The following is a 14,188-nucleotide window of genomic DNA, read 5'->3' on the forward strand; positions in this document are numbered from 1 at the left end:
ACCCCACCCCACCCCACCCCACGCCCCGCACCACCGCACCACCGCACCTACACCCCGTACGCCCCCGCCCACCCGTCCGCCGTGTCGTACGTCGGCACTCCCACCACATCCGCCTCGTCCCGAGCCACCGCCCCCGCGAGCTCCACCGCTCGCTGAACCGCCGCGCGGAAGAGCAGCGAGCCCAGGCTGATTCTGGCCACCCCGAGCGCGCCCAAGCGGGCCACCGTCAAACCGCCCGGCGCGTACAGGACATTGAGCGGCGTCTCGTACTTCGCCGTCAGGGTCGCGATGAACAGCTCGTCCTGCAGGCCGGGGACGAACAGGCCGTCCGCGCCCGCGTCTTCGTACGCCGACAGCCGGTACGCCGTCTCGTCCGCGTGCCCGGGCAGCCAGTACGTGTCCGTGCGGGCGTTCACGAACAGCGTGGGCGCCGCCTCCTTCACCGCGCGGATCAGCTCACGCTGGTAAGTCACGGGGGCGAGGGCTCCACCGGGGCGGCCGTCTTCGATGTTCACGCCGGCCACCCCGGCCCGTACAAGATCCGCCGCCAGCTCGGCGACCTCCGCGGGCTCCCCGCCGAAGCCTCCCTCGATGTCCACGCTGACCGGGACCGCCAACCGGGCCAAGCCGCGCCCGAGTTGGAGTGTCTCCTCGCGGGCGGCGCCCGTCGCGTCCGGCTTTCCGGCGGCCGACGCGACGCCGAGGCTGGTCGTGCCGATCGCGGCGAACCCGGCCTCGGCGAGCGCGGCGGCGGACGCGTGGTCCCAGGCGTTGGGCAGGAGCAACGGGGTGCCCGGGCGGTGGTGCAGAGCGCGGAACTGCTCGTAAGGGCTCATGAAGGGGTCTCCTCAAGGAGTACGTCGAGTACGCCGCAGGCCAGCGCCACGGCGTGCAGGGATCCCGGGCACGGGCGGATGCCGTGCCCGAAGGGAGCGTCGGCGGCCGCGAGGCCCAGAGGCACCTCGGTGCCCTCGGCGACGGGCCGGCCGTGCAGAGTCGCCCCTGCGGCGGCAACCCGCTGCGTACCGCGCACCGGCGGGTCGAGGCGCAGGATCTCGGCCACCAACTCGTCGGCGCTCTGGCCTGATTGCGACGACCGTGCGGCAAGCGCGTTCGTGATCAGGGCCGCCGTCGCGTCACACGTCTGTACGAGCAGCCCGATCCGGTTCGCGAGGGCCTCGGGCTCACCGTCGGGCAGCAGGCCCACCAGCGTCTGTACGCCCTCGTCCGCCCGCGCCATCGCCTCGGGCGCCGCCCCCGGCCGGTACGCGGCGGCCACCACGCGCGTCGCCGCGACCACCTCGGCGAACGCAGCGACCTTGTCGGATCCACCGCGCGCTCCGAGCGCGGCCCCCAGCACGGCCACCGGCACATACGGCGCCGCGTCCCGCGTGACCTGCCGCGTCAGGGACCTGCCCTCGGCCCGGAGGCGGGCCGGGTCGAGCAGACGCAACTCCCCTTCCGCCAGGGCCCGTCGGCGTAGATGCACCGCACCGTTGCTGAAGCGCGGCACCGTGCGGCGCAGCCACCGCATGGTGCCCAGCGGCGCGGCCCCGTCGGCGGGGGCGGGCGGCACGATGAACCGGGGGTCGCAGAGCACGGCACGTACGTCGGGCACAGGCGTCGTCATGTCCCGAACGTAAGCCCGTAACACTTCGGCCGCGGCCGAAGAGTGCGGGGACGTGTTTTACGGCTTTCGCGTTGGTTCCGTTTCAGCCATGCACGGTGTGACGTTCTTCACCCCAATAAGGCCCGAATATCACGCAGCGTAGCGACATGTGTACATCTTCTTTACGTACTGTTACGTGTGGCAAGGCAAGTCCGCAGGACCGCACCACCGCACGCCGCACGCACTGAAGGAGACTCATGAAACCGTTCGTGTTGAACTACGCACTTCCGGCGGAGAATTCAGCAGTCACCCTCCCCTACACCTACGACTCGACACTCCAGTTGAACGTCCTGCCCGACGGACGCCCCGCCATCGCCGACCGGGCAGTGCTCCTGGCAGCGGGCACCACGACGTCAACAGCCGGTTCCCAGACGCACTTCGACGACTGACCGGCCCGGCGGCATCGATGACTGTGCTGATCCTGACCTGCCCGCAGGATGTGACGACGGACATGGTGGTGGCCAAGCTGCACGAACGGGGCGTCCCCTTGGTGCGTTTCGATCCTGCGGATCTGCCCGAGGAAGCCACCATGTCGGCGGAGTACATCAGTGGCGACTTCGACGGCTATCTGTCGTCCGAGGGGCGCATGGTGAGCATGAGTGGCCTGCGCTCCATCTGGGTACGCAGGCCGGGCGAGCCCGCGGCAAACGCCCCCGAGCCGTCTGAGTGGCTCACCGCCGAGTCGCGGCAGGCCCTGTACGGGATGCTGTATTCCACCACCGCCCGGTGGATGAACCATCCCTGCGTGGCCGCGCAGGCCCGCTGCAAGCCATGGCAACTGCGGGTCGCCCATCGCAGCGGTTTCGCCGTACCCCCCACGGTTGTGACCACGTTCCCTCGCGTGGCCCGCCAATTCGCGGCGCAGTACCGGGACATCGTGGTGAAGTCCGCTTCCGGCCCGCCGCCCGGTGATCCGCCGATCGCGCTTCCCACCACGCGCATCGGGCCGGAGGCGGACTTCGACGGCGTCGCGGCCGGGCCCACGCTCCTCCAGCAGTACGTCCCCAAGCGGGCCGACGTCCGGCTGACCTGTGTCGGCGGGCGGCTGTTCGCGGCCCGCAAGGACTCGCCCTCCGGGCAGGTGGACGGGCGATACGCCTCGACCGGTGAGGCCTGGGAGCCGGCCGACGTGCCCGACCGCGTGGCCCGGGCCGTCCATGAATACACCGAGCTTGCCGGTCTGGCTTACGGCGCTTTCGACTTCGCCGAGGACGCCGAGGGTGTGTGGTGGTTCCTGGAGTGCAATCAGGGGGGCCAGTTCGGCTTTGTCGAGCTGGAGACGGGTCAGCCCATTGCGGAGGCGGTCGCTTCCTGGCTGGCCACCGCGGCGGCGTAGGCCGCGCGTACGCGAGCGGGTGCGGTGCTGGTTGCCTGCGGCGCTGCTTGTCCTCGAACTCCCCCAGACTTCGTCCGGGGGGACCCCCAACGGGCTGGGTTTACCAGCCCGTCCGGGGGGTCTACCGCACCGTCTCCGCCGCCGCCCGCTTCGCCAGCACCCTGATCGACAGCAGGGCGATCACCGCGAGGCCCACGATGTACGCCGACACCGCCATCGACGTACCGAACACCTCGAGCAGCAGCACCATCACGAACGGCGCCAGCCCGCCCCCGAAGACCGCCGCGATCTGGTACCCGAGCGACGCCCCGGTGTACCGCATCTCCGCCGTGAACAGCTCCGCGAACAGCGCCGCCTGCGGCCCGTACATGATGCTCAGGAAGCAGCTGCACACGAACGTGCCCACCGCCAGCCACACCAGCGACCCCGTGTCGATCAGCAGGAACATCGGTACCGCCCAAACCAACAGGCCCACCGCACCCGCCGCGTAGATCCGCAGGCGCCCGATACGGTCCGAGAGCGCCGCAGACGCCGGGATCAGCGCCAGCTGGGTGAGGCTGACGCACAACGACACCGCGAGAACCGCACTGCGCTTCATGTCCAGTTCGCGCGTCGCGTAGTCCAGCACGCCGGTGATGATGATGTAGAACGTCGCGGTATTGACCGCGAACGAACCACCGGCCAGGAACACCGTGCCGAGATGCTTCGTCAGGATCGTACGCAGCGGCGACCGGACCGCGTCCGCGCCCTTCTCCTGCTCCGCCAGAGCCCGTTCGGCCTCGCGGAAGGCAGGTGTCTCCTCGACCCGCGTGTGGATGTACCAGGCGAGTACGAGCACGAGGATGCCCACGAAGAACGGCACCCGCCATCCCCACGACGCGAAGGCGCTCTCACTGGTTGTCGCACCCGCGATCAGGAAGACGGTGTTGGCGGTCACCACACCGATCGGCACGCCCAGCTGGACCAGGCTGCCGTACAGACCGCGCTTCCCCTCCGGGGCGTACTCCGTGGCCATCAGCATCGCGCCGCCCCACTGCGCACCGACCGCGATGCCCTGGGCGACGCGGAGCAGGACCAGCAGGATCGGTGCCGCGATGCCGATCGTCTCGTACGTCGGCAGGAGGCCGATTCCGGTGGTGGCGAGGCCCATCAGGGTCAGGGCCAGCACCAGCATCGGCTTGCGGCCGCGCTTGTCACCCAGCTGACCTGCGATGATGCCGCCGACGGGGCGGGCGAGGAAGCCGACGGCAAAGGTGGCGAAGGCGGCGAGCACGCCCGCCGACGAGCTGCCGGACGGGAAGTACAGGTCTCCGAGGACGAGAGCCGCTGCGATGCCGAAGACGAAGTAGTCATACCACTCGACGGCGGACGCGAGGGCGGCCGCAGTGGCCACCTTGCGGCGATTGCGGTCGGCGGGCGGGGAGTTCGTGGTGTCCGTGAGCGGGGAAGGTGCCGTGTCCATGCTGTGCACACTCCGATGGGTGCGGGGGACGTAACAGGGGACGTAACCGGGGGGCGGCGCCGAGATGTGCCGGGACCGTACCGACCGGATGGTACGGCGGTCAACGGGTCTGGCATCCGGACTTTCCGCCGCTCCATCACCCCGGCCGAAACCGCCTCCGCGCAGCACGAGCACCCCGGCCGCACAATGGCGTCCGGGGTGCCGGAATTGCTGGCCCGCTTGCTCGGGCTAGAAGACGACCAGGGCGCGGCCCCCCTTGCCCGCGAGCATGTTGTCGAACGCGGCCGGGATGCCGTCGAGGCCGATCTGTTCGGTGACCATGCTGCTCAGGTCGAGGCGTCCGGCCCGGATGTGGTCGGCGAGCACGGGCAGGTCGCGCTCCGGGTCGGAGTTTCCGTAGACGCAGCCCGAGAGCGTACGGCCGAAGTGGAAGATCTCCAGGGCGTTGAAGGTGACCTGCTGGTCCTTGCCGCCGATGCCGACGACCGTGGTCCTGCCGCCCCGCCGCGTGGAGTCCCACGCCGCACGAATGGTGACGGCCCGGCCCACGCATTCGATGGCGACGTCGACGCCCTGCGCGGCGCCGGTGAGCTTGCGGACCTCCTTGGCGGTGGTCTCGGAGGCGATCACGAAGTCGGTGGCTCCGGCCGCCCGCGCCAGCTCCTCCTTCGCCGGGGACACGTCGACGGCGACGATCTGCCCCGCGCCCGCGATACGGGCCGACTGGAGGACGGCCAGGCCGACCCCGCCGACTCCGAAGACCGCGACCGACTCGCCCGCGCGCACTTGCGCGGAGTGGTGGACCGCCCCGTAACCGGTGAGGACCGCGCAGCCGAGCAGTGCCGCGTCGGTGAGCGGGATGCCTTCGGGGACCGGCAGGACGCAGTTCGCGGCGACGACCGTCTCCTCGGCGAACGCCGCGACGTTCAGGCCGGGGTGGAGGTCCGTGCCGTCGGCGGTGCGGGCATAGACACTGGCGGCGCCCGACAGTGCGCCGGCGCACAGCCACACCTCGCCGATGCCGCAGTGGTGACACGTCCCGCAGGAGGGCGCCCAGTTGAGGACCACGCCGTCACCGGGGGCTACATGCGTGACGCCCTCGCCGACGGAGACGACCGTGCCCGCGCCTTCGTGGCCGAGTACGGCGGGGACCGGCACCCGCATGGTGCCGTTGGACAGCGAGAGGTCGGAGTGGCAGACCCCGGCGGCGGCGAGACGGACCCTCACCCGGCCGGGTCCCGGCTCGGGAAGTTCGATGTCGCGGATCTCCAGAGGGGAGCCGACGGCGGGCAGTATGGCGGCGCGGACCACAGTGGGTTTCTCCTTGCACGGAGGGCGGAAGGGGAGGCTGGCTGGGGGGAACCTCGGCGGAGGACCTGCTCGGGCGGCGGAAGCGCCCGCGCTCAGAACTGCAGCGACTTGGTCTGCAGGTACTCGGAGAGGCCGTGCGATCCCAGCTCGCGCCCGACACCCGACTGCTTGTAACCACCGAACGGGGCAAGCGGGTTGAAGCGGCCACCATTGATGTCGACCTGACCGGTGTCCATGCGGCGGGCGAAGGCCACGGCCTCCGCCTCGTCGGCCGCCCAGACCGCGCCCGCGAGGCCGTAGACCGTGCCGTTGGCGATGCGCAGCGCCTCGGCCTCGTCCTCGTACTTCAGGATCGAGACGACCGGACCGAAGATCTCCTCCTGGGCGATGGTCATGCCCGGAGTGACGTCGGCGAAGACGGTCGGGGCGACGTAGTAGCCCTTGTCGAGCGGAGCCTCGGTGCCGCCGGCGACGATCCGTGCGCCCTCCTCGACGCCCTTCTCGATGTAACCGCGTACGCGCGCCTGCTGCTTGGCGTTGACCAGCGGGCCGACCCGGTCGCCGACGGTGTACTTGGCGACAGCGGCGGCGGCGACGGCCACGGCCTCGTCGTACTGGTCCCGGTGGACCAGCATCCGCGTCCACGCGCTGCACGTCTGGCCGGAGTTGCTCATCACATTGGCGATGCCGACATTGACCGCCTTGGCCAGATCGGCGCTCGGCAGGATGACATTGGCCGACTTGCCGCCCAGCTCCAGCGCCACCCGCTTGACGGCGGCACCGGCCGTCGCGCCGATCTGCTTGCCGACGGCGGTGGATCCGGTGAACGAGACCAGGTCGACGCCGTCGTGCTCGGCGAGCGCCTGGCCCGCGACCGGCCCGAGGCCGGTGACGAGGTTGAAGACACCGGCGGGGATACCGGCCTCGTCGACCGCCTCGGCGAAGAGCTGGGCGGTCAGCGGGGTGTCCTCGGCGGGCTTGAGTACGACCGTGCAGCCCGCCGCGAGGGCGGGTGCCACCTTGGCGACGATCTGGTGCAGCGGGTAGTTCCACGGCGTGATCGCGCCGACCACACCCACCGGCTCCAGGAGCACGGTGGAGTTCCCGACCTTCTCCTCGAAGGAGTACGTCGCGGCCAGCTCGGCGTACGACCCGGCGACCAGGATCGGCACCCCCGCGTGCACCATCTGCGAGAAGCCCAGCGGTGAGCCCAGCTCGGCGGTCACCGTCTCGGCAATCTCGTCCTTGCGGGCCACGAGTACGTCGCGCAGCGCGGCGATCTTCGCGGCGCGCTCGGCGGGCGCGGTCGCGGCCCACCCCGGGAAGGCGTCGCGCGCCGCGCGCACGGCGGTGTCGACGTCCTCGGCGGTACCGGCCGGAACCTGGCCGATGACCTGCTCGTCTGCCGGGTTCACGACCGTGATCGTGTCCCGGCCTGCAGCGGGCCGCCACTGACCGCCGATGTACATCCCGTCGTGGGCCTTCATCGCATCCTCCAAGGGCTGGCGTAAGTCGTCCACGCCCCAAACTAGCGATGTTAGTTTTTGGGCGCCAGGGGCACCGGAGTGGGGAAGGCCTGTTTCGGGCCGGTCGCCTGTTGACCGCCGGACGTGGATCAGTGACTCAGAAGTCGGCCCAGGTCGGCTCGTCCAGGCGGGCCACGGACTCCTGAGCGTACGCGCGCTCATAGGCATCGCGGATCCGCTCGATCTGATCGTCGCGAACCTCGGCCTCCGACCCGGGGTACAGCAGGATCAGTTCGTACGAACGCTCGCGCTCGATCGTCCCGTTGGCGTCCCGCCACTGCCCCCACCCGTTCTGCACGGTGAGCCCGGACGGGAAGCTGCTGGTCACGTGCTGCTCCACGAAGCGCATGAACTGCTGGGCAGTGACGTCAGGCCCCCCGTCGGGGCGCTGCGTCCCGAAGAAGAGCCGCGTTTCCACGTACTCCTTGCCCCGGGCAGCGGCCGACGAGGCGGCGGAAGCCGGGGCTTCGCCGCCGAGCGTGGCGTACGCGGCGGGGGCGCCGACGGCAAGGAGGAGGCCCGCCGTGACGGCGACGAGGCGGGTGCGCGTGGTCAGGAAAGGCATGGGGACCCCTTCGGTACGGATGGAGTGGCGGCCAGGGGGCGTTGGTCGCACCCCGCGCAGCCGACGCACCTCCCCGGATCACGCCCTGCGGTTCAGATCCGCGAGACCGGTGACATCCGTGAGGTGGGCGAAGACAACGACGTTGGACGCGTACCCCGCCTTGCGGTCGAACGCGCCGCCGCAGGTGAGCACTCGGAGCTCGGGGCGGCCTGTGGAGCCGTACACCTCTTTGTCGGGGAACTTCGACTTCTCGTACGTCCGCACGGAGTCGACCGTGAACACGGCGACCCGGCCGTCCTTACGGGCCAACCGCACGGTGTTCCCGGGTTTGAGGAGTTTGAGGTTGAGGAAGATGGCGGGGCCGGTCCGCGTGTCGCGGTGACCGACGACCACGGCGGTTCCCTTCTCTCCGGGGCTGGGGCCCCGGTTGTACCAGCCGACCAGGCGCGGATTGTCCACCGGCGGGGTGATGAGGCGCCCGGACTTGTCGAGGCCCAGGCCGACGACGGGTGCCGCGACATTGAAAGCGGGGATGGCGAGGCGGGTCGCGGGCGAGGGCGCCAGCGGCGCAGGCGGCGGCTCCGCCTTGGGCTTGGGGCTCGGCTCCGCCTTCGATCGGGCTTCGGCTTCCGCCTTCGAGGGCTCCTGCGCCGCCCCGTCCGCCGCCGGCCCGGCAGCCGACGGCGGGCCGGGCGACGAGTCGCCGTCCCCGGCCCACCACATCACGCCCTGGACCAGCAACCAGGTCAGAACCAACGTCCTGGCAAGACGGAAGAGGCGCCTTTGCCTGCGCGAGTACCGGTACCTACGACGCGCCATCGGTGCGGCGACGGGACCGACGGACGAGGATCAGTCCGGCCGTCCCCGCCAGGCCCGCCGCGATCATCGCACCGACGCCGAACGAAGAGCTCTCGGCGTTGGTCTCGGCCATGCCGCCACCGCCCGCGCCGACGGGACCCTTGGGCGGGATGCCCTGCGGCGGGACGCCCTGGGGCGCGACACCCTGAGGCGCGACACCCTGAGGCGCGGCACCCTGAGGCGCGGCACCCTGAGGCGCGGCACCCTGAGGCGGGACGCCCTTCGGGGGGACGCCCTGGGGTGCGACGCCCTGAGGCGGCACGGCGCCCTTGGCGGCAGCGGCCGGTCCGTTCGCGCCGGCCGGGCAGTCGACCTTGAACACCTTCATGTTGCGGGCGTTCTTGGCGCCCTTGAAGGTCCAGGTGACCTTGTACATGCCGTTCGGCAGGTTGAGCGGGGTGGTGACACCCGTGCCGGTTTCGCCGAGGCTGATCCGGCCGTTGATGCTCGCAACGGCCGGCTTGACGGGCTGGGGATCGATCTTCCAGGCGACCTGCTGGAGCCCGTCGAACTTGAACGCTGCGAGGTAGAACGCGCAGACCTCGGGCTCGTTGCTCTGGCTGGCGAAGGCGGTACCAACGGAGTGGATCACCACGTCGCCGTTGTCACCGGGGGCGGCGAACGCCGTCGGTGCTCCCGTCAGGGCGACAGCGCCCAGGGTGAGCCCGGCGACGGTGGTGCGCAGAAGTGGTCGGACAGTCATGCGGGGTTCCTCCAAACCATGAAGATGTCGGATAGATCACCTGATAATCCGACTATCTGTCACCGCATGGGTGCGGAGGGTGGGCGAAACGCCGCGCCACCCTCCGATGTCCCCCGTCCAGCCCCATGACCCGCCCGAGCGGGCTGCTGGGTCACTTCGGGATCAGATGATGCCGAACGCGATCCCCGCCGCCAGCACCACCAGCGAAGTGAGCGCGGCCCACTTGACGGTGAACCTGGTGTGGTCGCCGAACTCGACCTTGGCCATGCCCACCAGGACGTACACGGCGGGGACGAGCGGCGACGACATGTGCAGCGCCTGGCCGACCAGGGAAGCGCGGGCGATTTCGAGCGGCGAGACTCCGTGCGCGGCTCCGGCCTCGGCGAGGACCGGCAGGACGCCGAAGTAGAAGCCGTCGTTCGACATGAAGTAGGTGAGCGGGAGGCTCAGGATGCCGGTCACGACGGCCATGTGCGGGCCCATGCCCTCGGGGATCGCACCGACGAGCCAGTCGGCCATGTGCTCGACCATGCCGGTGCCGGTGAGTACGCCGGTGAAGACCGCGGCGGCAAAGACCATCCCCGCGACGTTGAGGACGTTGTCCGCGTGGGCGGCGATACGGGCCTTCTGCTCGGCCATGTTCGGGTAGTTGACGGTGAGAGCGAGAGCCGCACCGATGAGGAACAGCACCGGGATCGGCAGCAGTTCCATGATCATCGCCGTGAGCAGGACGAGGGTGAGCCCGGCGTTGAACCAGTAGAGCTTGGGGCGCAGGGTCGCGCGGTTGGGGTCGAGCCCCTGGAAGCCCTCGCCGTCCGCAGAATCCGCGCCGGTGTCGGCGTTCGTACCCGTACCGGTACCCGTACCGCCAACACTCTTACGGGGCTCCGAGCCACTGCCGCCCGCCCCCACCAGCACCTGCTCCTCCGACTCGACCTCGACGGCCTCGTCCAGCGACAGATACCCGAGCCGCTTGCGCTCGCGCCGGCCCAGCACGTACGCCAGCACGAAGACGAAGACCAGTCCGACGGCCAGCGCCGGGATCATCGGCACGAAGATGTCGGCCGCGTCGAGCTTCAGCGCGGTGGCGGCGCGGGCGGTGGGGCCGCCCCAAGGCAGCGTGTTCATCACGCCGTTCGCGGTGGCGGCGACGCCGGTCATGACGACCAGGCTCATGCCGAGCCGCTTGTACAGCGGGTACATCGCCGAGACCGTGATCATGAAGGTGGTCGAGCCGTCGCCGTCGAGCGAGACGATCGCGGCGAGCACGGCCGTCCCCACCACGATGCGCAGCGGGTCGGCCTTGCAGAACCGCAGGATGCCTCGCACGATCGGGTCGAAGAGACCCACGTCGATCATCACGCCGAAGTAGACGATGGCGAACATCAGCATCGCGGCGGTGGGCGCGAGATTGCCGACGCCTTCGAGGACGTAGTCCCCGAGCTTCGCGCCCTGTCCGACGAACACACAGAAGAGTGCCGGGATCAGCACCAGCGCCGCGATCGGCGACATCTTCTTCATCATGATCAGGACCAGGAAGGTCGCGATCATGACGAATCCGAGGATTGTCAGCATTTGGGGTACCTAACGCTCGCCCTTGAACTCCCACCAGACCCGGCGGTTCGATGACGTTAGGTCGCGCCCCGATGCGTTAACAAGACGTTGACATGCGAGCAATAAGAGCAAAACCCCAGGTCACACCACAGGTGCGATTTCGACGGGGAAGCCGTTGAGCACAGCAGTGCCGGACAGCGGGTCGAGTCGGCTCCCGTCGAGGAGCTGGTTGACGTTGACGCCCGGGGTGGCCGCCGCGACGGACATCCGGACGCCCGGCCGGTCGTGTCCCCAGCCGTGCGGCAGGCTCACGACGCCCGCGCGCACCGCGTCCGTCACCTCCACCGGCGCCTCCACCGCCCCTCCCTCCGCGCTGATACGGGCCGACGCGCCGTCGGCGAGGCCGAGCCGCAGCGCGTCGTCCGGGTGGATCTGGAGGGTGCAGCGGTTGCTGCCGCCGTTGAGCGACGCGATGTTGTGCATCCAGCTGTTGTTGGACCGCAGATGGCGCCGGCCGACGAGGACGAGAGACGCGGGCCGCTCGTCCAGCGCGCGCCGCAGCCGGGGCAGGTCGGTGGCGATGGGGGCGGGCAGCAGCTCGATCCTTCCGCTGCGGGTCTTGAGGATCTGCCCGAGGCGCGGCTTGAGCGGGCCCAGGTCGATGCCGTGCGGGGCTGCCTTGAGCCGGTCGAGTGTGAGGTCGTACGGACCGAGGCGCAGCATCAGGTCGAGCCGCCGCTCGGGCCCCGTGCGGCCGGTGAGTTCGGCGGCGAGCTCCTTGGGGGCGCCGGCCTTGGTGAGCGTGGAGTCGATGACCATGTCGTCGACGGCCGAGGGTTCCGCTCCGTGCATGCCGCTGACAGCGAGGATCAGCCGTGCGTGGATCTCGCTCTCGTCCATCCGTCCGTCCTCCAGCGGGACGGCGGCCGGGGTGTAACGCACCTGGTTGTGCACGGCGAAGGTGTTGAACGAGAAGTCGAAGTGCGCGCTCCGGGAGGGCGGCGGCGGGGGCAGGACGACATCGGCGTGCCGCGAGGTCTCGTTGAGATACGGATCGATGCTGACCATGAAGTCGAGATCCTCGCTCAGCGCCCGGTCGAGACGGTCGCCGTCGGGCGCTGCGAGCACGGGGTTGGCGGCGATGGCGATGAGCGCGCGCACCCGCCCCTCCCCCGGCGTCCGGATCTCCTCGGCCAGCGCGGCGAGGGGCAGTTCGCCCTTGGCCTCGGGGTGGCCACTGACCCTGCTGTGCCAGCGGCCGAGGTCGAAGCCCTTGCCGGGGCCTGCGGGGCGGGGCGTGCGGGCGGTGGCGGAGAGGGGGAAGAGGGCGCCGCCGGGGCGGTCGAGGTTGCCGGTGAGGATGTTGAGTACGTCGACGAGCCAGTTGGCCAGGGTGCCGAACTCGACGGTGGAGCTGCCGACCCGTCCGTACACGGCGGCGGTCGGCGCGGCCGCGAGTCCGCGCGCCAGGCCGCGGATCTCGTCGGCGGGGACGTCGCAGGCGGCGGCGACGGCCTGGGGCGTGAAGTCCCGTACGGCTTCCCGCACTTCGGCCAGGCCCTCGATGTGCTGCTCCAGTACGCCGGGAGCGGTGAGCTTCTCCTCGAAGAGGACCTGCGCGAGGGCGGCGAGCAGCAGTGCGTCCGTGCCGGGCCTTATGGCGATGTGCCGGTCGGCGGTCTTCGCCGTACGCGTGCGGCGCGGGTCGACGACGACGAGCGTGCCGCCGCGCTTGCGCAGCGCCTTGAGCTTGCCGGGGAAGTCGGGGGCGGTGCACAGGCTGCCGTTGGAGTCGAGAGGGTTGGCGCCGAGGAGCAGCAGATGGTCCGTACGGTCCAGGTCGGGCACCGGAATCGCGTACGGGTCGCCGAAGAGCAGGCCGCTGGACACGTGCTTGGGCATCTGGTCGACCGTGCTGGCCGTGAAGAGGCTGCGGGTGCGCAGCGCGGCGAGAAGGACGGACGGGTAGAGGGCGCCGGCCATGGTGTGGACGTTGGGGTTGCCGAGGACCACGCCGACGGAGTTCGGCCCGTACTCCTCGATCAGCGGGCGTATCCGGGCGGCGACGAGATCGAAGGCCTCGCTCCAGCTCGCCTCCCGCAGCTCTCCGTCCTTGCGGACGAGGGGCCCGGTCAGGCGGTCGGGGTCGGCGTCGAGATCTCCGAAGGAGGCGCCCTTGGGGCAGATGAAGCCCCGGCTGAAGATGTCTTCACGGTCGCCGCGTGCTCCGGTGACCTTGGTCCCCTCGATGGTGAGGGTCAGGCCGCAGGTGGCTTCGCAGAGTGGACAGATACGCAGGGCGGTGCGGGAATCGGCGGTGCGGGATACGGCGGCTGGGGCTTGACCGGACATGAGCCCTCCCGGGGGCGGCGGCGACGGTGGCGCGCGAGCACGGCCGAGCATACCGACCGGTACGAACGTCGGGGAGTCATTCGCCGAGGCATTCCGGAGTCAGCGGCATTCGCGGACTCATTCGAGCGTACGGGCGAGATACGCATGGAGGACGGCCCGCGTCTCGGCGATGAGATCCGGGTCGCCCGACGGCTGCGCACGGAACGCCAGCTGAAGCAGCGCGTCGGCGGCCTCGACGGCGACCAGCATCGTCCGGCGCAGGGCAGCGTCCGGGGTGCGGCCGAGGTAGGCGGAGAGCAGGCCGGTCAGGCGGTCCGTTACGCGGTGATTGGTCCCGGCGGCCGGATCGCCCACCGGGATCTGGACGCCGAAGTCGACGAGACCGAAGCCGGGGACGGTGCGCTTCATGGCGATGTACTCGTCGAGCACGGCATCGGTGGCGCGGCGCCAGTCGGCGGCCGGGATGCCGGCAATCCGGCTGCTGATCCGCTCGGCGTACCTGTCGAGGTTGCGCTGGGCGAGGGCGTCGGCCATGGCGCGCTTGTTGCCGAAGAAGCGGTAGACCGAGCCGATGGGGACGCCCGCACGGGCGGCGACGGCGCGGGTGCTCAGGTCCTCGTAACCGGTCTCGTCGAGGAGTTCGGCGCAGGCGTCCAGTATCCGGGTCAGCCGCTCGGCGCTGCGCTGCTGCACGGGGGCTCGGCGGAGTGAGTTCGTAACAGGCACGGGCTCCATGGTGCCGATCCTCCCCTACGGGCGGCTTCAGGCGGGCCCGGCGGAAACACCGGAAAGTGATCACACGCCCCAGTAGCCGTTGACGGCCGGGCCAGGGAATCCTACTGTCATCCATAG

13 protein-coding genes are annotated in these 14,188 nt (G+C 70.5%); 2 read left to right on the forward strand and 11 right to left on the reverse strand.

Translation table 11 applies throughout. The features are described 5' to 3' along the window. Positions 1-47: 47 nt before the first annotated feature. Positions 48-836 (reverse strand): isocitrate lyase/phosphoenolpyruvate mutase family protein, encoded by a 789-nt coding sequence (locus J7I98_RS20515; RefSeq protein WP_214922331.1) that lies wholly within the window; start codon positions 834-836, stop codon positions 48-50. Next, entirely contained in the window at positions 833-1,630 is a 798-nt protein-coding gene (locus tag J7I98_RS20520) for a hypothetical protein (protein ID WP_214922334.1), read from the reverse strand. The genes J7I98_RS20515 and J7I98_RS20520 overlap by 4 nt, the downstream gene beginning before the upstream one ends. 236 nt (positions 1,631-1,866) lie before the next feature. Here J7I98_RS20520 and tgmA point away from each other — a divergent pair, with 236 nt between their 5' ends. Both tgmA and tgmB read left to right on the forward strand, forming a co-directional pair. Continuing rightward, a complete protein-coding gene (tgmA, locus tag J7I98_RS20525) occupies positions 1,867-2,058 on the forward strand; it encodes a putative ATP-grasp-modified RiPP (protein ID WP_214922336.1) in 192 nt (63 codons plus the stop codon). A 17-nt stretch (positions 2,059-2,075) separates the two neighbouring features. Then, on the forward strand, positions 2,076-3,005 hold the full coding sequence (gene tgmB, locus J7I98_RS20530; RefSeq protein ID WP_214922338.1) for an ATP-grasp ribosomal peptide maturase: 930 nt from the start codon (positions 2,076-2,078) through the stop codon (positions 3,003-3,005). Between the two features lie 121 nt (positions 3,006-3,126). Here the strand turns inward: tgmB and J7I98_RS20535 are convergent, their stop codons facing one another. The 9 genes from J7I98_RS20535 to J7I98_RS20575 form a co-directional block, all read right to left on the reverse strand. Continuing rightward, a complete protein-coding gene (locus J7I98_RS20535) occupies positions 3,127-4,467 on the reverse strand; it encodes an MFS transporter (protein ID WP_214922340.1) in 1,341 nt (446 codons plus the stop codon). Between the two features lie 228 nt (positions 4,468-4,695). Beyond that, positions 4,696-5,778 (reverse strand): Zn-dependent alcohol dehydrogenase, encoded by a 1,083-nt coding sequence (locus J7I98_RS20540; protein WP_214922342.1) that lies wholly within the window; start codon positions 5,776-5,778, stop codon positions 4,696-4,698. A gap of 92 nt (positions 5,779-5,870) precedes the next feature. Then, positions 5,871-7,265 carry an aldehyde dehydrogenase family protein gene (locus J7I98_RS20545; protein ID WP_214922344.1) on the reverse strand — a complete coding sequence of 465 codons (1,395 nt, stop codon included), beginning with the start codon at positions 7,263-7,265 and terminating at the stop codon, positions 5,871-5,873. A gap of 136 nt (positions 7,266-7,401) precedes the next feature. Then, positions 7,402-7,869: a DUF3574 domain-containing protein gene (locus J7I98_RS20550; RefSeq protein WP_214922346.1), complete on the reverse strand. Its 468-nt coding sequence runs from the start codon at positions 7,867-7,869 to the stop codon at positions 7,402-7,404. 78 nt (positions 7,870-7,947) lie between these two features. Next, positions 7,948-8,688 carry a class F sortase gene (locus J7I98_RS20555; RefSeq protein WP_214922349.1) on the reverse strand — a complete coding sequence of 247 codons (741 nt, stop codon included), beginning with the start codon at positions 8,686-8,688 and terminating at the stop codon, positions 7,948-7,950. Continuing rightward, positions 8,675-9,430, reverse strand: coding sequence for a hypothetical protein (locus J7I98_RS20560; protein ID WP_214922350.1), 756 nt, complete (start codon positions 9,428-9,430; stop codon positions 8,675-8,677). Before J7I98_RS20560 ends, J7I98_RS20555 begins: the two co-directional genes overlap by 14 nt. 162 nt (positions 9,431-9,592) lie before the next feature. Beyond that, positions 9,593-11,005, reverse strand: coding sequence for a CitMHS family transporter (locus J7I98_RS20565; RefSeq protein WP_214922352.1), 1,413 nt, complete (start codon positions 11,003-11,005; stop codon positions 9,593-9,595). Between the two features lie 120 nt (positions 11,006-11,125). Further along, positions 11,126-13,336, reverse strand: a complete 2,211-nt coding sequence (locus tag J7I98_RS20570; RefSeq protein ID WP_214922354.1) for a molybdopterin oxidoreductase family protein — start codon at positions 13,334-13,336, stop codon at positions 11,126-11,128. Between the two features lie 117 nt (positions 13,337-13,453). Next, the gene (locus J7I98_RS20575; RefSeq protein ID WP_214922356.1) at positions 13,454-14,071 is read right to left on the reverse strand and encodes a TetR/AcrR family transcriptional regulator; all 618 of its coding nucleotides are present in this window, start codon (positions 14,069-14,071) and stop codon (positions 13,454-13,456) included. Positions 14,072-14,188: the final 117 nt, after the last annotated feature.

This window comes from Streptomyces sp. ISL-98 (genome assembly GCF_018614055.1).
Taxonomy (GTDB): Bacteria; Actinomycetota; Actinomycetes; order Streptomycetales; family Streptomycetaceae; genus Streptomyces; species Streptomyces spiramyceticus.

Bases quoted from the DNA above. Each gene is read 5' to 3' on its own strand.
- J7I98_RS20515 (WP_214922331.1), bottom strand. From the start codon at position 836: ATGAGCCCTTACGAGCAGTTCCGCGCTCTGCACCACCGCCCGGGCACC.
- J7I98_RS20520 (WP_214922334.1), bottom strand. From the start codon at position 1,630: ATGACGACGCCTGTGCCCGACGTACGTGCCGTGCTCTGCGACCCCCGG.
- tgmA (WP_214922336.1), top strand. From the start codon at position 1,867: ATGAAACCGTTCGTGTTGAACTACGCACTTCCGGCGGAGAATTCAGCA.
- tgmB (WP_214922338.1), top strand. From the start codon at position 2,076: ATGACTGTGCTGATCCTGACCTGCCCGCAGGATGTGACGACGGACATG.
- J7I98_RS20535 (WP_214922340.1), bottom strand. From the start codon at position 4,467: ATGGACACGGCACCTTCCCCGCTCACGGACACCACGAACTCCCCGCCC.
- J7I98_RS20545 (WP_214922344.1), bottom strand. From the start codon at position 7,265: ATGAAGGCCCACGACGGGATGTACATCGGCGGTCAGTGGCGGCCCGCT.
- J7I98_RS20550 (WP_214922346.1), bottom strand. From the start codon at position 7,869: ATGCCTTTCCTGACCACGCGCACCCGCCTCGTCGCCGTCACGGCGGGC.
- J7I98_RS20555 (WP_214922349.1), bottom strand. From the start codon at position 8,688: ATGGCGCGTCGTAGGTACCGGTACTCGCGCAGGCAAAGGCGCCTCTTC.
- J7I98_RS20560 (WP_214922350.1), bottom strand. From the start codon at position 9,430: ATGACTGTCCGACCACTTCTGCGCACCACCGTCGCCGGGCTCACCCTG.
- J7I98_RS20565 (WP_214922352.1), bottom strand. From the start codon at position 11,005: ATGCTGACAATCCTCGGATTCGTCATGATCGCGACCTTCCTGGTCCTG.
- J7I98_RS20570 (WP_214922354.1), bottom strand. From the start codon at position 13,336: ATGTCCGGTCAAGCCCCAGCCGCCGTATCCCGCACCGCCGATTCCCGC.
- J7I98_RS20575 (WP_214922356.1), bottom strand. From the start codon at position 14,071: ATGGAGCCCGTGCCTGTTACGAACTCACTCCGCCGAGCCCCCGTGCAG.